This is a genomic window from Luteimonas notoginsengisoli (assembly GCF_042648885.1).
Taxonomy (GTDB): Bacteria; Pseudomonadota; Gammaproteobacteria; order Xanthomonadales; family Xanthomonadaceae; genus Luteimonas; species Luteimonas notoginsengisoli.
This window is the reverse complement of record NZ_JBHRYF010000004.1, coordinates 1-19,000: the sequence shown is the minus strand read 5'-3', so window position 1 is coordinate 19,000 and position 19,000 is coordinate 1. Positions and strand designations below refer to the sequence as shown.

The 19,000-nt window shown below is 69.6% G+C and carries 15 protein-coding genes; 11 read left to right on the top strand and 4 right to left on the bottom strand.

The annotated features are described in order from the left end of the window. Positions 1–4 precede the first annotated feature (4 nt). From ACFOM9_RS07425 to ACFOM9_RS07405, 5 genes are all read left to right on the top strand, one after another. Complete coding sequence (locus ACFOM9_RS07425; protein ID WP_386708391.1) at positions 5–610, top strand: DUF1318 domain-containing protein; 606 nt, start codon at positions 5–7, stop codon at positions 608–610. 220 nt (positions 611–830) lie between these two features. After that, complete coding sequence (gene rlmD / locus ACFOM9_RS07420; RefSeq protein ID WP_386708388.1) at positions 831–2,159, top strand: 23S rRNA (uracil(1939)-C(5))-methyltransferase RlmD; 1,329 nt, start codon at positions 831–833, stop codon at positions 2,157–2,159. 172 nt (positions 2,160–2,331) lie between these two features. Beyond that, positions 2,332–2,817: a CYTH domain-containing protein gene (locus ACFOM9_RS07415; protein ID WP_386708385.1), complete on the top strand. Its 486-nt coding sequence runs from the start codon at positions 2,332–2,334 to the stop codon at positions 2,815–2,817. A gap of 155 nt (positions 2,818–2,972) precedes the next feature. Then, positions 2,973–3,968: a beta-N-acetylhexosaminidase gene (gene nagZ / locus ACFOM9_RS07410; protein ID WP_386708383.1), complete on the top strand. Its 996-nt coding sequence runs from the start codon at positions 2,973–2,975 to the stop codon at positions 3,966–3,968. Continuing rightward, positions 3,965–4,525, top strand: a complete 561-nt coding sequence (locus tag ACFOM9_RS07405) for a hypoxanthine-guanine phosphoribosyltransferase (protein ID WP_386708380.1) — start codon at positions 3,965–3,967, stop codon at positions 4,523–4,525. Before nagZ ends, ACFOM9_RS07405 begins: the two co-directional genes overlap by 4 nt. A 622-nt stretch (positions 4,526–5,147) precedes the next feature. Here ACFOM9_RS07405 and tsf read toward each other — a convergent pair. Then, a complete protein-coding gene (tsf, locus tag ACFOM9_RS07400; protein WP_386708378.1) occupies positions 5,148–6,020 on the bottom strand; it encodes a translation elongation factor Ts in 873 nt (290 codons plus the stop codon). 201 nt (positions 6,021–6,221) lie between these two features. Continuing rightward, positions 6,222–7,076: a 30S ribosomal protein S2 gene (gene rpsB / locus ACFOM9_RS07395; RefSeq protein WP_386708375.1), complete on the bottom strand. Its 855-nt coding sequence runs from the start codon at positions 7,074–7,076 to the stop codon at positions 6,222–6,224. A 415-nt stretch (positions 7,077–7,491) separates the two neighbouring features. On the opposite strand from rpsB, the gene map reads away from it, so the two are divergent. From map to dapE, 5 genes are all read left to right on the top strand, one after another. Then, on the top strand, positions 7,492–8,268 hold the full coding sequence (gene map / locus ACFOM9_RS07390) for a type I methionyl aminopeptidase (RefSeq protein ID WP_386708372.1): 777 nt from the start codon (positions 7,492–7,494) through the stop codon (positions 8,266–8,268). Between the two features lies 1 nt (position 8,269). Further along, a complete protein-coding gene (gene glnD, locus ACFOM9_RS07385; RefSeq protein WP_386708633.1) occupies positions 8,270–10,897 on the top strand; it encodes a [protein-PII] uridylyltransferase in 2,628 nt (875 codons plus the stop codon). After that, a complete protein-coding gene (dapD, locus tag ACFOM9_RS07380) occupies positions 10,894–11,823 on the top strand; it encodes a 2,3,4,5-tetrahydropyridine-2,6-dicarboxylate N-succinyltransferase (protein WP_386708369.1) in 930 nt (309 codons plus the stop codon). Before glnD ends, dapD begins: the two co-directional genes overlap by 4 nt. A gap of 63 nt (positions 11,824–11,886) precedes the next feature. Beyond that, positions 11,887–12,240, top strand: coding sequence for an arsenate reductase (locus ACFOM9_RS07375; protein ID WP_386708366.1), 354 nt, complete (start codon positions 11,887–11,889; stop codon positions 12,238–12,240). A gap of 171 nt (positions 12,241–12,411) precedes the next feature. Further along, positions 12,412–13,539, top strand: coding sequence for a succinyl-diaminopimelate desuccinylase (gene dapE / locus ACFOM9_RS07370; protein WP_386708365.1), 1,128 nt, complete (start codon positions 12,412–12,414; stop codon positions 13,537–13,539). Between the two features lie 104 nt (positions 13,540–13,643). On the opposite strand, the gene ACFOM9_RS07365 is transcribed toward dapE, so the two are convergent. Further along, a complete protein-coding gene (locus ACFOM9_RS07365; RefSeq protein ID WP_386708362.1) occupies positions 13,644–14,306 on the bottom strand; it encodes a hypothetical protein in 663 nt (220 codons plus the stop codon). A gap of 345 nt (positions 14,307–14,651) precedes the next feature. On the opposite strand from ACFOM9_RS07365, the gene asnB reads away from it, so the two are divergent. After that, the gene (asnB, locus tag ACFOM9_RS07360) at positions 14,652–16,346 is read left to right on the top strand and encodes an asparagine synthase B (protein WP_386708359.1); all 1,695 of its coding nucleotides are present in this window, start codon (positions 14,652–14,654) and stop codon (positions 16,344–16,346) included. A 39-nt stretch (positions 16,347–16,385) separates the two neighbouring features. Here the strand turns inward: asnB and ACFOM9_RS07355 are convergent, their stop codons facing one another. Continuing rightward, positions 16,386–18,875, bottom strand: coding sequence for a penicillin acylase family protein (locus ACFOM9_RS07355; RefSeq protein WP_386708356.1), 2,490 nt, complete (start codon positions 18,873–18,875; stop codon positions 16,386–16,388). Positions 18,876–19,000: the final 125 nt, after the last annotated feature.

The window sequence follows — 19,000 nt, the reverse complement described above, 5'->3', positions numbered from 1 at the left end:
GCACATGCGCCGCTGGATGGGAATGCCGATTGCCGCTGCACTGGCCCTGACGGCCTGCGTCACGATCAACGTCTACTTCCCCGCCGCGGAGGCGCGCGAGGCGGCGAAGGAGTTCGTGGACAAGGTCATCGGCGAGGAGGGGCAGCCGTCGATGCCGGCCCCCGCACCCGAGGACCAGGACAGCGGCGGCGGTGGCATGGCGCTGCATTTCGACCCGCTGATGCTGCTGGGCATCGGGACCGCGCACGCCCAGGGCACGCCGGACATCAGCCTCAAGACGCCGGCCATCCAGGCGATCCAGGCGCGCATGGCCGCGCGCTTCGACGGCACCCTGCGCAAGCACTTCGATTCGGGCGCGCTGGGTTTCACCGGCAACGGCGAGGTCGCGGTGCGCGATGCGTCGAAGATCGCGCTGCCGGACCGGGTCAAGGTCAACCAGGCGGTCGCCGAACAGAACCGGGACGCCAACGCGGTGTACCGCGAGATCGCGGTGGCCAACAAGCATCCGGAGTGGGAGTCGCAGATCCGCGAGGTGTTCGCCAAGCAGTGGGTGGCGAGCGCGAAATCGGGTTGGTGGTACCAGTCGGGTGGGAGCTGGAAGCAGAAGTGAGATCGGGGCCCGCGTTGCGCCCGCGGCTCGGCTGACAGGCCGCGTAGGCGCTCGCTTCGCCCGACAGGTCTGATCCAGGCGGACCGCGCGCGGGCCGCGATACGGCGGCCTTCCCGCACTTCGGGCGAGGCCGGCGCAGCGCGCCAGGCTCGCATGCGCGGCGGCCGCGGCGGGGCGCATCTGCGACAATGCGCGGCCCTGTGCATGCAGCCCCTGCCACGTGGCCCGACTCGACCAGACTCCGTTCCCCGCCGACATCGTCGACCTGAGCCACGACGGCCGCGGCGTCGCCCGCCGCGACAATGGCAAGGCAGTGTTCATCGCCGGCGCGCTGCCGGGCGAGCGGGTGATGGCGCGGCAGACCGCGCGCTCACGCAGCTTCGACGAAGCGATGGCGCTCGAGGTGCTGGAGGGCTCGCCCGACCGCGTCCAACCACGCTGCGCCCACTTCGGCACCTGCGCCGGCTGCGCGCTGCAGCACCTGGACGAATCCAGGCAGATCCTCGCCAAGCAGCGGGTGCTGCAGGAAAACCTCGAGCGCATCGGGCACGTCACCCCGGATCTCCTGCTGCCACCGCTGACCGACGCGTCCTGGGGCTATCGCCGCAAGGGCCGGTTCTCGGTGCGGCGGGTGGAAAAGAAGGACAAGACCCTGGTCGGATTCCGCGAGCGCGATCCGCGCTTCGTCGCCGATCTGTCCGGATGCCACACCGTGCTGCCTTCGATCGCCGCCGCGATCCCGCTGCTGTCCGCGCTGGTCGATGGCCTGCAGGCGCGTCGCGACATTCCGCAGATCGAGTTCATCGCCGGCGACGCCACCGCCGACCACGATGGCGTGGCGCTGGTGTTCCGCCACCTGCAGCCGCTGACTGAAGGCGACCTCGCGGCGCTGCTCGCGTTCGCGCAGTCGCACCGCTTCGCGCTGTTCCTCCAGCCGGGCGGAGTGGATTCCGTGCATCCGCTGTGGCCCGCCGAGCCGCAGCTTTCGTTCCGGCTGCCGGCGTGGGACATCGAGCTGCGGTTCCGGCCGCTCGACTTCATCCAGGTCAATGCCGGGCTCAACGGCAAGATGATCGCGCGCACGCTCGAACTGCTCGACGTGCAGCCGGGCGAGCGCGTGCTCGACCTGTTCTGCGGTCTGGGCAACTTCACCCTGCCGCTGGCGCGCATCGCCGACGCCGTGGTGGGCGTGGAAGGCGACGCCGGCCTGGTGGCGCGCGCGCGCGAGAACGCCGCCCACAACGCGTTGGCCAACGCGCAGTTCCACGCCGCCGACCTTGCGCAGGATCTCTCGGGCCACGCCTGGATGCGCGCGGGATTCGACCGCCTGCTGCTGGATCCACCGCGCTCCGGCGCCGACGTGGTGCTCAAGCAGCTGCCGCTCAAAGGCCTGAAGCGGATCGTCTACGTCAGTTGCCATCCCGCGTCGCTGGCGCGCGATGCCGGTTACCTCGTCAACGAGCGCGGATGGAAGCTGCGCGCGGCGGGCGTGATGGACATGTTCCCGCATACCGCCCACGTGGAATCGATCGCGATGTTCGAGCCGTGACGTCGTGGCGGGCACTTCGTGAAGGGTGATTCGAAGTAGCCGATTTCCGCGACGGTGCTGCCGCGAGCGTCAAGCGGCGAGGTTCTCCGGAAGCTTGAATGAGGCTACCCCGCGATACCTGCTTTCACGAATCAACCATCCCCGATCACCATCACCAATTGCCGACACGCCCATGCCCATCGAGATCGAGCGCAAGTTTCTTGTCACCAGTGATGCCTGGCGCGCGCAGGCGCACGAAGTCGTGCCGATGGCCCAGGGCTACATCAACGACCAGGCGGCGATGGACAGCGGGGCGCAGCGGGCATCGGTGCGGGTGCGCATCGCCGGCGACGAGGCGTTCCTCAACCTGAAGTCTCGCGAGTCGGGCCACACCCGCCAGGAGTTCGACTACCCGATCCCGCTGGCGGACGGGCGCCAGCTGCTGGCGCTGTGCGTGGGCGGAATCGTCGAGAAGCACCGCCATCTGGTGCGCCACGCCGGGCACCTGTGGGAGGTGGACGAGTTCCTGGGCGAGAACGCGGGGCTGGTGGTGGCCGAGATCGAGCTCGAGGCCGCCGACGAACGCTTCGAGCACCCCGGTTGGCTCGGAACGGAGGTCACGGACGATGTCCGCTACTACAACCTTGCGCTGGCATCGCATCCGTTCATGCGCTGGTGATGTGCTGCGCGAGCGCACGAGGGGTTGCGTACGCCTTGGCGCGTCACCCCCGTGGGTCTATCGCTGCGGTTCGTGAGGCGACCCGGGAGCTCCTCCTACACCCATAACCCCGACTGCGCGACAATGGGGTTCGTCACTCCCGAAGGTCCAACCGCATGCTCGTGATCGGCATCGCCGGCACCGAACTCAACGCCCAGGAGCGCGACTGGCTGCAGCACGACGCCTGCGCCGGCGTGATCCTGTTCAAGCGCAACTTCGCCTCGAAAGCGCAGGTGGCCGAACTGTCCGCCGCGATCCGCCAAGCCGCGCCGCGTCCGCAGCTGGTCTGCGTCGACCAGGAAGGCGGGCGCGTGCAGCGCTTTCGCGAAGGCTACAGCGCGCTGCCGCCACTGGAGCAGTTCGGCCGACAGTACGCCGCCGATCCGGCCGCGGCGCTGGAGCGCGCGCAGGAGCACGCCTGGGTGATGGCCAGCGAAGTGCGCGCCAGCGGCGTGGACCTGAGCTTCGCGCCGGTGGTCGACCTCGGGCGCGGAAACCTGGCGATCGCCGACCGCGCGTTCTCCGACGATCCGCAGGTGGTCGCGGAATTCACCCGCGCCTATATCCGCGGGATGCATGCCGCGGGCATGGCGGCCACGATCAAGCACTTCCCCGGCCACGGCACGGTGCGCGAGGACACCCACTTCGACAGCGCCGTCGACAACCGCACGCTTGACGAGATGCGCGCCACCGACCTGGTGCCATTTGCAGCAGGCATCGCCGCTGGCGCGGATGCGGTGATGCTCGCGCACATCAGCTACCCGCAGGTGGCGCCGGAGCCCGCCGGCTACTCGCGGACCTGGATCGAGGACATCCTGCGCACGCAGATGGGTTTCCGCGGCGTGGTGTTTTCCGACGACATCGGCATGGCGGCTGCGTTCTCGGCTGGCGGGATCAAGGCGCGGGTCGATGCCCACCTCGACGCAGGCTGCGACGTCGTGCTGGTGTGTCATCCCGAGCTGGTGGAGGAATCGCTGGCCGCGGTACAAGGGCGCCAGTTGAACACGATGGCGCTCACCGGACTGATCGGCCGCGGCGCGCTGGGCTGGGACGGCCTGCTGGCGGATGCGCGCTACGCGCAGTCGCAGTCGCGCTTCGGGAGCATCGCATGAACGCGCCTCGGCTGGCCGACGTGCTCGGCGATGCGGACGTGATCCACGACCGTGCGGCGCTGGAAGCGGCGATCGACACGATGGCCGATGCGATCCACGACGACTACGCCGACGACGAGCGGCCGCCGCTGTTCGTCACCATCATGCATGGCGGCATGCCGTTCGCCGCGCAGCTGGCGTTCGCGCTGGGAGAGCGGGGCCTCGACGTCGAATTCGACTACCTGCACGCCACCCGCTATCGCGGCAACATCTCGGGATCGGGACTGGCGTGGCTGCATCGCCCGGCCACGCCGATGACCGGGCGGCGCGTGCTGCTGGTCGACGACATCCTCGACGAAGGCCATACGCTCAAGGCGGTCGGCCGCTGGTGCGAGGACCAGGGGGCGGCCGAGGTGCGCGTCGCGGTGCTGGCGGTGAAGGTGCACGACCGCTGCGTCGACGGTGTCTGCGCCAACTACGTCGGCGTGGAAGTGCCGGATCGCTACGTGTTCGGCTACGGCATGGATTTCCACGAACAGGGCCGCAACCTGCCGGCGATCTACGCGCTGGCGGAGTAGGCGCCAGCGCCGCCGCGACGGCTGCGTGGTGAAAAAAGCGCTCGCTCGACTCCGGGGCGAGAACTCCCGTCTCTCGCTTGCCCGATCGCACTCCTCGCCGTCACCGGCCGGGGTCCGTCGCGACCTGCAGGCCTTCGGGGCGAATGTCCCCCGGCATCCGCCTGCGGCAGCTGCCTCCTCCTTGATTTCGCCCCGAAGGCCTGCAGGCCACGCCGGCTGTCGATCACGCGCACCTCGGAACCCGAGTTCCGCGCTTCTACGGTGATCCCACGCAAGTCGGAACGTCGGATGCGAGTACGCTCGGGGCTTGGCAATGCACGGCGACCGCCGAAGGCGTTCCGCCGCGTGTGAACGTGGGCAGATCCCGCGACGTCCGGCCATTCCGCTCTGCGCTTCTGCCGTGCTTTCGGACCGCGTGTAACTGGAACGTCGGGTGCGAATGTCCTTGGGTGCGAAATCAAGGAGGAGGCATCGGCCGATCGGCCGAGGCCGGACATTCGCCCCAAGGGCATTCGTACCTGACGCACCCACTTAAGGACGAAGTGTTTCCCGCATCCGAAACGGAGGCAAAAAAAGGCCGCGATATTCGCGGCCTTTCCCGTTGCGGCTGGGGCGACTGCGATTACGCCAGGCCGGCCTGCTTCATCACTTCGGCGGCGTAGTCCTCGACCACCTTCTCGATGCCCTCGCCGACGGCCAGGCGCTGGAAGCCGACCACTTCGGCGCCGGCGGCCTGGAGTACGGCCTCGACCTTCTGGTTGGTGTCGAGCACGTAGTCCTGGCCGTAGAGCGTGACTTCGTTGACGATCTTGGCGATCTTGCCGCCGATGATCTTTTCCAGGATCTCGGCCGGCTTGGCGCGGTCCTTCTCGGACATCTTGGCCAGCTCGATTTCCTTTTCCTTGGCGACGAACTCGGCCGGGACGTCGGACGCCTTGACGTGCGGCGGGTTCATCGCCGCGATATGCATCGCCAGGCCGCGGGCCAGTTCGACGTCGCCGCCCTTGACCTCGACCAGCACGCCGATGCGGCCGCCATGCACGTAGGCGGCGACGTTGTTGTCGCTGTCGATGCGCGCCATGCGGCGCACCTGCACGTTCTCGCCGACCTTGGCGATCAGCTCGGCGCGGGCTTCCTCGACGGTCTTGCCATCGATGCTGGCGGATTTCAGCGCTTCGACGTCGGCGGCGCCCAGTGCGGCGTTGGCCACCGCCTCGGTGAAGGCAACGAAGCTGGTGTCCTTGGCGACGAAGTCGGTTTCGGAGTTGATCTCGACCAGGACCGCCTTACCGGCCGCCTGCGCCATCGCGACGCGGCCTTCGGCGGCGATGCGGCCGGCCTTCTTGTCGGCCTTGGCCAGGCCGGACTTGCGCAGCGCTTCGGCGGCTGCGTCGACGTCGCCGTTGGCTTCGGTGAGCGCCTTCTTGCATTCCATCATGCCGGCGCCGGTGCGCTCGCGCAGTTCCTTGACCAGGGATGCGGTGATTTCAGCCATGGGTAACACCTCGGATTTCGTGGGATGTGCGTGGGAGCGGCATCTGCCGCGGGCGTTCCAGGCCCCGGGACCCGTATGGGCTCCGGGTGGGCTGCCCCCGGCTGCATGACGCTGCCGGAGCGGGCGAAGCGCGCGGCTGAAGCCGCTCCTACAAGATTGGGAAGCAGCCGCGCACTCTGGCGCGGCTGCATGACCGACGGATTACTCCGCGGCAGGTGCCGCCGCTTCGGCGGCTGCTTCACCGGCCGGGGCTTCGGCCACGCCGTCGTCCTTGGCCGATGCGCGCGGAGCCTTCTTCGCCGGACCGCGGCGTGCGGGCTTGTCGCCATCGGCGTCGGCGAAGTCTTCCTCGCGCACGCTGGCGACGTTCGGCGCCGCGGCCTTGCCTTCCAGCACCGCGTCGGCGGCGGCGGCGGCGTACAGCTGCACCGCGCGGATGGCGTCGTCGTTGCCCGGGATCGGGTAATCGACCAGGGCCGGGTCGTAGTTGGTGTCGACCACCGCGATCACCGGGATGCCGAGCTTCTTGGCTTCCTTGATGGCGATGTCTTCGTGGCCGATGTCGATCACGAACAGCGCGTCGGGCAGGCGGTTCATTTCCTTGATGCCGCCCAGCGACGCCAGCAGCTTCTCGCGCTCGCGGCGCAGGCCGAGCACTTCATGCTTGACCAGCTTCTCGAAGCTGCCGTCGGTCTCGCCGGCTTCCAGCGTCTTCAGGCGGGCGACCGAGGCCTTCACGGTGCGGAAGTTGGTCAGCGTGCCGCCCAGCCAGCGCTGGGTCATGTACGGCATGCCGCAACGCTCGGCTTCTTCCTTGATCGCGTCGCGCGCGCTGCGCTTGGTGCCGACGAACAGGATCATGCCGCGCCTCTGGGCGATGCCGGAGATGAAATTCATCGCATCGCCGAACAGCGGCATGGTCTTTTCGAGGTTGATGATGTGGATCTTGCCGCGGGCGCCGAAGATGTACGGCGACATCTTGGGATTCCAGTAGCGGGTCTGGTGGCCGAAGTGCACGCCGGCTTCCAGCATCTGGCGCATGGTGATCTGGGGCATTGCTTTGACTCCTGGTATGGAACCGGCCGCCGGAAAGGGTAGGGCGGCTCGCCATCCAGCCCGCAAGGGCCGCCTGGCGAAAGGTTCCGGGGTTGGGCCTCCCCGCTGCCTCCGTGGCCGAACCCGGCTTTCTCGCTCGATCCGCGTGGATCGGTCGGGTAAGACAGGCACCCCGGCACGGGTGTTTGCAGCAGGTGTGGATTCGACGGTGACGCCCGTCGTGGGCGGTGTCCGGGAAGGCTCCCGGGCAACCGCGGAATTGTAGCGGTTGCCCGCCCGCGGGTAAACCTGCGCTGCCTCCGGGGAAAGGGCCGCTTCCCGCCAGGATCGCCTCGATCGAGCCTGGAGCCCCTCGGGGCGGCCGCGCCGACCGGCCACGCGGCAGCAGTGCGCCCCGATCGGCGATAATCGCGGCATGACCATCAACCTCAAGACCCCCGCCGAGATCGAGCAGATGCGCGCCGCCGGCCGCCTGGCCGCCGAGGTCCTGCAGGTCGTCGCCCCCCACGTGAAGCCCGGGGTGACCACCGAGGAGCTGGACCGCATCTGCCACGAGCACATCGTCAACGTCCAGCAGGCGACGCCGGCCAACGTCGGCTACCGCGGCTATCCCAAGGCGACCTGCATTTCGGTCAACAACGTCATTTGCCACGGCATCCCGAGCGAGGCGAAGGTGCTCAAGGACGGCGACATCGTGAACATCGATGTCACCGTCATCAAGGACGGCTGGCACGGCGACACGAGCCGCATGTACTTCGCCGGCACGCCGTCGGTGATGGCGCGGCGGCTGGTGGACACGACGTTCGAGGCGATGTGGCGCGGCATTCGCGCAGTGAAGCCGGGCGCCACGCTGGGCGACGTCGGCCACGCGATCCAGCAGTACGCCGAAGGCGAGCGCTTCTCGGTGGTGCGCGAGTACTGCGGCCACGGCATCGGCAAGGTCTACCACGACGAGCCGCAGGTGCTGCACTACGGCCGCCCCGGCGACGGGCTGGTGCTGCAGCCGGGCATGACCTTCACGATCGAACCGATGATCAACGAAGGCACGCGCCACACCCGGGTGCTGCCCGACGGCTGGACCGTGGTGACCAAGGATCGCAAGCTGTCCGCACAGTGGGAACACATGATCGCCGTGACCGACACCGGCGTGGATGTCCTCACGCTGGCGCCGGGCGACGACGCCGGCCGCTGACATGGCCGGCGGCGCTGGAGCCCGCGACGCGGCGTTTCCCGCAGGCGCGGACGAAGAGGCGGCCTGGCTGCTGCGCGTTCGCGAAACGCTTGCCGAGACCGATGCCGCGCTGGCGGCGCGCTTCGACAGCGGGGAGCCGGTCGAACGCCTGGTTGCTGCGCGTGCCCGCAGCATCGACGGACTGATCCGCGAGGCCTGGTCGCGCTGCATCCCGGCCGACGCGCAGCTCGCGCTGTTCGCCGTGGGCGGCTACGGCCGCGGCGAGCTGTTCCCGCATTCGGACATCGACCTGCTGGTGCTGGCCGCGGAGCCCGAGCAGCACGCGCGCCGCGAGGCGCTGGCCTGCCTGTTCGCCCTGCTGTGGGACATGGGGCTGCAGGCCAGCCACGCGGTGCGCTCGCCGGAGCAGTGCACACAGGCCGCGTCCGACCCGACGGTGCTCACGGCGCTGCTGGAAGCCCGTCCACTGGTCGCGGACATCGCCGACCGGGGCGCGCTGGAGGCATCGATCGCGCCCCAAAAGGTCTGGCCCGCGCGCGACTATTTCCTCGCCAAGGCCGACGAGCAGCGCCAGCGCCACGCGCGGTTCGGCGATACCTCGGACAACCTCGAACCCAACCTCAAGGACGGGCCGGGCGGATTGCGCGACCTGCACACGCTGGGGTGGATGGCGCTGCGCAGCTTTGGCGTGCGCGAGCGCGATGCGCTGGTCGGCCTGGGCCATCTGGGCGCGGACGAAGCCGCCGCGCTGGATCGCGAACACGAAGCGCTCGGCCGCCTGCGCTTCGGCCTGCACCTGGTCGCGGGGCGCCACGAGGAACGGCTGCGCTTCGACTACCAGAAAGCGCTGGCGGCGCACCTGGGCTACGCCGATGACGCCCGCAACCTGGGCGTCGAGCAGATGATGCAGGGGTTCTACCGGTCGGCGGCGATCGTGCGCCGGATCAACGACCGGCTGCTGCAGCGCTTCGAGGAGCATTTCGACGGGACCGCCGTTCCCGAACCGCTGGACGCGCGTTTCGAACTGCGCCGCGGCTACCTGGCCGCGCGCGATCCGCAGTGGCCGCACGGCGATGTCGCGCAGGTCTTCGAGCTGTTCGCCACCTGGGCGTCGCGGCCCGATGCGCGCGGCCTGCACTCGCAGACCGCGCGCGCGCTGGCCGAGGCGCTGGCCATCGTGCCGGCATACGCCGTGGCCGAACCGGCACTGCGCGACCGCTTCATGGCCCTGTTGCGCGGCGAGCGTCCGGTGCCCACGCTGGAGCGCATGGCCCGCCTGGGCGTGCTGGGGCGGTGGATCCCGGCGTTCGCGCAGGTGTCGGGGCGCATGCAGTTCGACCTGTTCCACGTCTACACCGTCGACCAGCACACGCTGGCGGTGCTGCGCAACCTCGCCTCGTTCGGCGATGCATCAACCGACGATCGCTTTTCGAAGGCGCACCAGGTCTGGCCGACGCTGCGCAAGCCCGAACTGCTGCTGCTGGCCGGCCTGTTCCACGACATCGCCAAGGGCCGCGGCGGCGACCATTCCGAAGTCGGCGCCGAGGACGCACAGGCGTTCTGCGCCGCGCACGCGCTGTCGGCCAGCGACGCCGCACTGGTCACATGGCTGGTGCGCAGGCACCTGTTGATGTCGATCACCGCGCAGAAGCAGGACATTTCCGACCCGGCGGTGATCCACCGGTTCGCGTCCGAGGTGGCCGACCGCGAGCGGCTGGATTACCTCTACCTGCTGACCTGCGCCGACATCGCCGGCACGTCGCCCAAGCTGTGGAACGCCTGGAAGGACCAGCTGCTCGCCGACCTGCGCGCGTCGACGCGGCTCGCATTGAGGCAGGGGCTCGAGCATCCGGTGGACGCGATCGAGCACATCGCCGAAACGCGCGCCGCGGTCCGCGGCCTGCTGTCCGCGCGCGGGATCGGTGAGGGCGAGGCCGACGCATTGTTCCTGCGTTTCCCGGAGCACGGCTTCCTGCGCGCGCGGCCCGACCAGATCGCCTGGCAGGCGCAGGCACTGCGCTCCGCCGCGCCGGGGGAGGTGGTGGTGGCGGTGCGCTCGCTGGATGCCGGCGACCACGCGCTCGAGGTATTCGTGCATTCGCCGGACCGGGACGGCCTGTTCGCCGCGATCGTGATCAGCCTCGATCGGCTGGGGCTGGAGATCCAGCAGGCGCGCGCGCTCGATGGCCCGGGCGAGACGATTTTCGACAGTTTCCAGGTGCTGCCCGGCGATACGCGCCAGCCGCCTTCGACCGCCGATATCGAACGCCGGCTGGCCGGCGCGCTGTCCGGCCCGCTCGAACGCATCCGCCCCGCGCGTCGTACCCAGCCGCGCCACCTGCGACATTTCCGCATCGTCCCGCGGATCCAGTTCGACGAGGGCCCGGACGGCGGCGAGACCGTGCTCAGCCTGGTCTGCACCGATCGCCCCGGCCTGCTGGCCGACATCGCACACGTGCTGCGCGCGCGCCGCCTGCGCGTGCAGGACGCGCGCATCGCCACGTTCGGCGAGCGCGCCGAAGACGTGTTCCGCCTGACCGAATCCGACAACAGCGCGCTCGATGCGGGCAGCCGCGCCGCCCTGCGCGACGCGCTGCTGTCCCGCATCGATGGAGAAGCGAACCGATGAGCCCGCCCAAGGCCCCTGCAAAGAAGACGGCCAGGAAGACAGCCAAGAAGACCGCCAAGTCGGCGGTGAAGAAGGAAGCGCCGAAGACATCGGCCAACGACGAACTCCGGTTCATGGTCGACAGCGCCTGGGAACGGCGCACGATGCTGACGCCCGAGGAGATGGAAGGCTCGACCCGGCCGGTGGTGGAGCGCGTGATCGACGGCCTGGAAAGCGGCGAGTTACGCGTCGCCGAACCCGACGGCCACGGCGGCTGGACCGTCAACGAGTGGCTGAAGAAGGCGGTGCTGCTGTACTTCCGCGTCCAGGACATGGAACTGGGCGAATCCTATCCGGCGCCGTTCTGGGACAAGATCCCGCTGCGCTTCGAGGATTTCGACGAAGCGAAATTCCGCAAGCTCGGCGTGCGCGTGCTGCCCGGTGTGATCGCGCGCTGCGGCAGCTACATCGGCAAGGACGTGGTGCTGATGCCGTCGTTCGTCAACATTGGCGCCCACATCGGCGCCGGCACGATGGTCGACACCTGGGCCACGGTGGGGTCCTGCGCGCAGGTCGGCAAGCACTGCCACATCTCCGGCGGCGCCGGCATTGGCGGCGTGCTGGAGCCGCTGCAGGCGGCCCCCACGATCATCGAGGACCACTGCTTCATCGGTGCGCGCTCCGAAGTGGTGGAAGGCGTGGTCGTCGGCCACCACAGCGTGATCGGCATGGGCGTGTTCCTCGGCCAGTCGACCCGCATCTACAATCGCGCCACCGGCGAGATCAGCTACGGCGTGGTGCCGCCGGGCAGCGTGGTGGTGTCGGGTTCGCTGCCGGCGGCCGATGGCTCGCATTCGCTGTACTGCGCGGTGATCGTCAAGCAGGTCGACGCCAGGACGCGTGCCAAGACATCGATCAACGAGCTGCTGCGCGGCCTTGCGGACTGAACGCAAACCGCGGCGGCGAGCATCCGCGGCGACAGGGCAAGAACACGAGGCGAAATCCAGGCCATGACCACGCTCTACGGACTGAACAACTGCGATACCTGCCGCAAGGCGCGCAAGTGGCTCGACCGCTTCGGCATCGCGCACGCATTCGTCGATTACCGCGACCACAAGCCGACGCCGGAAATGCTGGTGGCGTGGGCGGGGCAGGCGGGCGGCTTCGAGCCCCTGGTCAACAAGTCCTCGACCACGTGGCGGCAGCTGCCCGACAACCGCAAGGGCGCGGCCTCGGACGCGGAATGGAAGCTGCTGCTGCGCGAGTATCCGCAGTTGATCCGTCGACCGGTGGTGGTCACCGATGACGGCGCGATGACCCAGGGCTTCAGCGACAACGGCTTCAAGAAGCGCTTCGGCCTCTGACTTCGCGCTCCATCGAAAAAGATCGCGAACTGACGCAGGGGCGTGGATCCGGATCAGGCACCGTCGCCTGTTCCCCGAAGCGTTCGATCAACCTGCGCGCCTCGCCGAGGAATTGTCCACAAAGCGGGTACGCCCCGGGTCGGCGCGGGCAATCCGGCCTAGGATATGCGCATGAGCGACGTCTTCGATCTTGCGTGCGACCTGATCGCGCGGCCTTCCGTCACGCCCGACGACGCCGGCTGCCAGGAACTGGTCGCGCGACGCCTGCGCGGCGCGGGCTTCGGCTGCGAGCACCTGCGCTTCGGCGAGGTCGACAATCTCTGGGCGACGCACGGCACGGGCGATCCGGTGCTGGTGCTGCTGGGCCACACCGACGTGGTGCCGCCGGGTCCGCCCGAAGCGTGGGCGAGTGATCCTTTCAGGCCCGAGGTGCGCGGCGAGATGCTGCATGGGCGCGGCGCCGCCGACATGAAGGGCAGCGTGGCCGCGTTCGTCGTCGCGCTCGAACGCTTCGTGGCGCAGCATCCGGACCACGCCGGCACCATCGCGTTGTTGCTGACGTCGGACGAGGAAGGCGATGCCATCGATGGCGTACGCCGCGTTGCGCGGGTGTTGCACGAGCGCGGGCAGCGCATCGACTGGTGTATTACCGGCGAGCCGTCGTCGACGGCCGTCCTCGGCGACCTGCTGCGCGTCGGCCGCCGGGGTTCGCTCTCGGCCACGCTGGAAGTGCGCGGCGTGCAGGGCCACGTCGCCTATCCCGACAAGGCGCGCAATCCGGTGCACGCGGCGTTGCCAGCGCTGGCCGAACTGGTCGCGCGCCGCTGGGACGATGGCTTCGAAAGCTTTCCGCCGACCAGCCTGCAGGTGAGCAACGCCTCCGCCGGCACCGGCGCGGGCAACGTGATCCCCGGCCGGATGCAGGTGCTGTTCAACCTGCGCTACAACCCGCACTGGACGGCCGAGAAACTGGAGGCCGAGGTCGAAGCGATGTTCGAACGCCATGGCCTGGATTTCGAACTGTCCTGGCATCGCAGCGGCGAGCCGTTCTTCACCCCCGAAGGACCACTGCGAGCCGCCGCGCGCGAGGTGCTGGCGACATTCGCCGGCGCGATGCCCGAGGAGAGCACGGGCGGTGGAACCTCCGATGCGCGCTTCATCGCGCCGCTGGGCGCGCAATGCATCGAGATCGGCCCGGTCAACGCCAGCATCCACAAGATCGACGAACACGTGCGTGTGGCCGACCTGGAAGCGCTGTCCGACCTCTACCTGGCCCTGATCGAGCGCCTGCTTCCGTAGGTTCGCAGCCCGGACCCGCTCGAATCCCTGCAGGCGCGACGCGACCGGCACGACAACGGCCACCCGGAACTGCGGTGGCCGTTGTTTGGGGGGAACGCGAATGGTCAGGGCTTGCCGTGACCCTTGCCTCCACCGTTGCCGCTGTTGCCCTTTTTCTGGTTGCCCCTGCCCTTGTTGCCGTTGTTCTTGCCGGCATTGCCGTGGTTCCCGGCGCCCGCATTCCCGTGTCCCTTGCCCTGGCTGCCGGCGTTGTCGCGGGATCCGGGCCCACGGCCACCGTTCGAGCGCGACCAGTCGACGTGCACGGGTCGGTCGACCACGATCGTCTGGCCCCACCGGCCGTACGTGTCCACCTGCCCGCGCTTGAGCGCGTGGAATGCCGCCGACCCCGGCTTGATGCCCAGCCGCTTGGCGACCGCGCCCCAGCCCTGGCCGGGATGGCGGTCGTATTCATGGACGACGTCGACGCAGGGGATGCCCAGCGCGTGCGCGATCGCGCACGCGTAGTACACGTCGGCCGGCGCCCAGCCGCGATCATCGAGCAGGTCGACCAGCAGCGGACGCGGCGCTCCGTAGTAGCCCGACATCTCGTCGAGGAAGGGTTCGCGATGGTGCCGGCCGTAGTCGTCGATCTCGCCCAGCCGCGTGTCGACCCAGACGTCGCCGGTGCGAACGTTGTAGCCGACCGTCTGCGCCGGAATGGCAGCGGACGCGAGGCCAAGGCCAAGCGCGAGCGCCAATGCATGCAATCCGTGGTTCCTGGTCATGTCGCCAACTCCCGGTTTGGGTGATCGACAGTTTCCCCGCAGCGCATGAATCGGCGGTGATTGCATGCGTTGGCCCCGCGGGGCGGAGCCGCCGCGCCGCCGCTTGACCGTCGCCCGCGCGTCCGCTAGCTTTCGCCGCATGTCCCGTCGTCCCGCCACCGGCAACGCCCGCAACCGCAACAATCGCGGTTCGAATAATCGTGCGCGCAATCGGCGGGCGGGCGACCGGGCAGGGCACTAGCAAGACCTCCAGCCAGTCATCCCGAAACCCGCGCCCGGCGCGGGTTTTTCGCTTCCGCGCAGGGTGCTCCCACCGCCGGCCGTGGCCGGCACAAGGAGTCCACCATGTGTTCGATCCTCGGCGTGTTCGACCTGCGACCAGGCGCCGACCTGGTTCCGATGCGGCCGCTCGCGCTGTCGCTCTCGGCGCGTCAGCGCCACCGGGGCCCCGACTGGAGCGGCGTGCACGCCAGCTGCCGCGCGCTGCTCGTGCACGAGCGCCTGGCCATCGTCGATCCGGCCGGCGGCTCGCAGCCGATCCGGTCGGCGGACGGCGCGCTGGTGCTCGCGGTCAACGGCGAGATCTACAACCACCGCGAACTGGAGGATGCGCTGGGCGGCGAGTACGCCTTCCAGAGCGGGTCGGACTGCGAGGTGGTCAATGCCCTGTACGCGCACGACGCCGACCCCGGCGCGTGGCTGGATTGCCTCAACGGCATCTTCGCGTTCGCGCTGTGGGACGAAGTCCGCGGCCGCGCGGTGATCGCGCGTGATCCGGTCGGCGTGTGCCCGCTCTATTGGGGACACGATGGGGATGGCCGGCTTTGGGTGGCCTCGGAAATGAAGGCGCTGGTGCGGCTGTGCGACGACGTCGCGCAGTTCCCGCCCGGCCACTGGTACGACAGCGCAAACGGGCAGCTGCATCGCTACTACCGCAGGCCGTGGCGCGAGTACGAAGCGACCGTCGGCGTCGAGGTGGCGCCGCGGGAATTGCGCGAGGCGTTCGAGCGCGCCGTGCACCGGCAGATGATGAGCGATGTGCCCTATGGCGTGCTGCTGTCCGGCGGGCTCGACTCGTCGCTGGTCGCGGCCTGCGCCGCGCGCTTCGCGCGTCGACGGATCGAGGACGATGACGGCTCGGAAGCGTGGTGGCCGCGGCTGCACTCGTTCGCCATCGGCCTGGAAGGCTCGCCCGACCTCGCCGCCGCGCAGATCGCCGCCGATGCCCTCGGCACCGTGCACCACGGGTTCACCTACACGGTGGAAGAGGGCGTCGACGCGCTGCCGGACGTGATCCGCCACATCGAGAGCTTCGACGTCACCACGGTGCGTGCTTCGACGCCGATGTTCCTGCTGGCGCGGCGGATCAAGGCGATGGGCGTGAAGATGGTGCTCTCGGGCGAGGGCAGCGACGAGATCTTCGGCGGCTACCTGTACTTCCACAAAGCGCCGGACGCGCGCGCCTTCCACGAGGAAACGGTGCGCAAGCTCGATGCCCTGCACGAGTACGACTGCCTGCGCGCAAACAAGTCGATGATGGCCTGGGGCGTGGAGGCGCGGGTGCCGTTCCTGGACATCGAGTTCCTGGACGTGGCGATGCGCATGGATGCGCGCCACAAGATGGTGTCGACCCGCGCCGACGGCACGTGCCGGATCGAGAAGTCGGTGCTGCGCGAGGCATTCGCCGGCGAACTGCCGGATGAGATCCTGTGGCGGCAGAAGGAGCAGTTCAGCGATGGCGTCGGCTATGGCTGGATCGACGGCCTCAAGACGCTGGCGCAGGGGCAGGTGGCCGACGCGGAACTGGCCGCCGCGACGGAGCGGTTTCCGGTCAATCCGCCGACGACGAAGGAAGCGTACTGGTACCGGCGCCTGTTCGAGGACGCGTTTCCCGGCGAGGCCTGCGCGAGGACCGTTCCGGGCGGCAAGTCGATCGCGTGTTCGTCGCCGGTCGCCATCCAGTGGGATGCGGCGTTCGCGGCCGCGGCGGACCCGTCGGGACGCGCGGTGGCCGATATCCATCACGCCGCAATGCCCTGATCCCGCAGGCGGCGCCCGCAGGGAAGCGTGAGCGGATGTCTAGTGCGGGCGGAGGGTCAGGCGGTGCTCGGTTTCCCCGGGCAGGAACGGTGTCGCCGTGCCGTGGACCCAGTCCTCGTGCCCTGCACCCCAGAACGGCGACAGCGGATGGCCGCTCTGCCCGCCGGGCATGTGGATGATGCCGTCGGCCTCGTGGCCGGGTGAGACCACCATGCGCTCGGAAGCGCCGAAGGCGGGCGCTGCGACGCGCGGCATGTTGGCGTCGCCGTCGAGGCGGTCGGGCGGCATGCACAGCAGGCGCTCGCCCAACAGCGGAATCGCGGACGCCAGCGGGTGGCAGATGTGCGCGGTGTTGCGTTCGCCCCAGGTGCGCGCGGCAAGCGGACCGGCGGCGGACAGCTCGTCGCGGACCTCGCGCGCTGCGTCCTCCAGCAGCGCGTTCCAAGTGGCAAACCGCCGTGGCAGCAGGTGCGCAGGCCGTTGCTGCAGCAGCGGCCACGCGGTGCCCTCGATCTGCGACAGCTTCGGCATTTCGAATCCGTCTCCCAGCACGGCGAGCGCAGGCGCCGCCAGTCCCGACTCGATGCGCGCCACCACCGCCAGCCGCCAGGCGCGGACGATGCGATAGCTGGCCGAATCGGCGCTGGCGCGGCCGGGCCAGTGCCTGGAAGCATCGGCGAGGGCGGACAGCGCCGGTGATCCCGCGCCCTTGGCGTTGGCCTGCAGCAGTTGCCACCAGCGCCGCAGGAACAGCGCCCGGTCGTCGAGCTGGATCGCCAGCAGGTCGCGTTCGCTGAGCTTGTCCCGCGCCAACAAGCCGTCGCGAATCTGCGCCGCGCGCGCACCGAGGTCATAGCCGCCGTCGCCGACACGTGCCAGCTCTCCTTCGCCGACGACGCGGGCGTTGGCCGTCCATAGCCTGCCGTTCGCGGGATCGGCGAGCAACGGCGCGGTCGCGGTGGAGATGCGCCACGGATGGCATGCCGCCGCTGCCGACACCGCGCCGGATCGCACCGAGGTGTCGATCGCTGCGTCTTCGACCAGCCGCTGCGCCGAGCAAGCCGCGGTGCGCTGCGGCAGCGGACCCAGCAGTCGCCAGGCGATGCGTCCGCGGCTGTCCGCGATCAGCATGTTCTGGGTCGGGATCGCCGTGCGGTCGGCGGCGCGCTGCGCGGCGGCCAGGTCACCGGCGCGCGCGATCTCGACCAGGCCGAGGTTGAGCGCGCCGGGCAGGTGCGCGGTCCAGCGCAGGGCCAACGCGCTTCCGTCCGGCTCGCGCTCGAGGATCGGGCCCCAGGCGGTGTCCTCGACGACGAGCGTGGTGGCTGTCGCACCCGCCACGTCGATCGACTCGCGATGCGTCGTGACCGGTACGCAAGGCGCGGCCTTCTGCCCTCGCGTACAGGGCACGACCCGCTTCCAGTCCGTGGTGTCGACGTAGCTGTTGGTGAAGGCCCAGGCCACGTGGCCATTGCTGCCCACCACCACCGCAGGCAGGCCGGGCAGGGTGAAGCCCTGCACGTCGACCTTGCCGCCCGGGGCGCGCAGGTCCGGATAGCGCAGGCGTGCGCGGAACCAGATGCCCGGCGCGCGCAGGCCCAGGTGCATGTCATCGGCGACGATCGCGCGCCCGTCGCGCGTCAACGCGCCGGCCACGGCGAAGTTGTTGCTGCCGGGAGACAGGCCGGTGGCCGTCGGCATCGCTCGAACATCGTGGATCGGCAGGCCGGACGACAGCACGGCCATGCGCGGATCGCGGATGTCAGCGGGCATGCTGGCGAGCGCCGCCTCCGCGCCATCGCGGTCCGGCATCGGCAGCTTGCGAAGATCCACCTGCTCCGGGCCGGGCAGCGCCGCGTCGCCCAGCGCCCCGCCCTGCAGCGGCGCATCCCAGCGGGTGCCTTCGCGTGCCAGCAATGCATACAGCGGGGGCGGGAGGTGCTGGCGCAGCTTCCACAGCGCGAGCTCGCGGCCGCCATCCGCGTCCTGCAGGTCGAAGTACATCGCGTATCCGGCCAGCGCGGAGTCCTCCAGGCGCCAGGGGCGTGGCGACTGCTGCAACAGCAGGTACGGCCAAGGACGCGCGTGCAGTGCTGCCAGCCCGGCGTTGACGCCTTCGGTGTAGGCGCGCAGCGAGGCCAGGCGGTCGCCGGCGACCACACGGAGATATTCGGTCGCGCGGGCGCGCATGCGATGGACGCGGTGCCGCCGGTCGAAGTCGAGCGCAACCGGCCCGAACAGCGCGGACAGCTCGCCGGCCGCCGTGCGCCGCATCAGGTCCATTTCGAAGAATCGCTCCTGCGCGTGCACGTAGCCCAGCGCCCGCATCGCGTCGGCCTCGCTTGCGGCGTCGATGGTGACCACGCCCAGGCGGTCGCGCTGGACCGTTGCAGGCGCCGACAGGCCGGGCAGGGCGTGTTCGCCGTCGAGCTTCGGCAGGCTGGCCCGCAGCAGCAGCCAGGCCGCCAAGCCCGCGAGCGCAAGCAGCGCGACGACCAGCAAAGCGATGCGTTTTAGCCAGCGTGCCATGCGTTTTCCTTTCGATTTGCCGCAGGAGTGGCTTCAGCCGCGAACATTCGCTCCCTCCCCTGACCTGCCCCCGGTAGCCGTACCAACCATTACTGGGAGAGCCCGGGGTTGAAGGGTACTGCGGT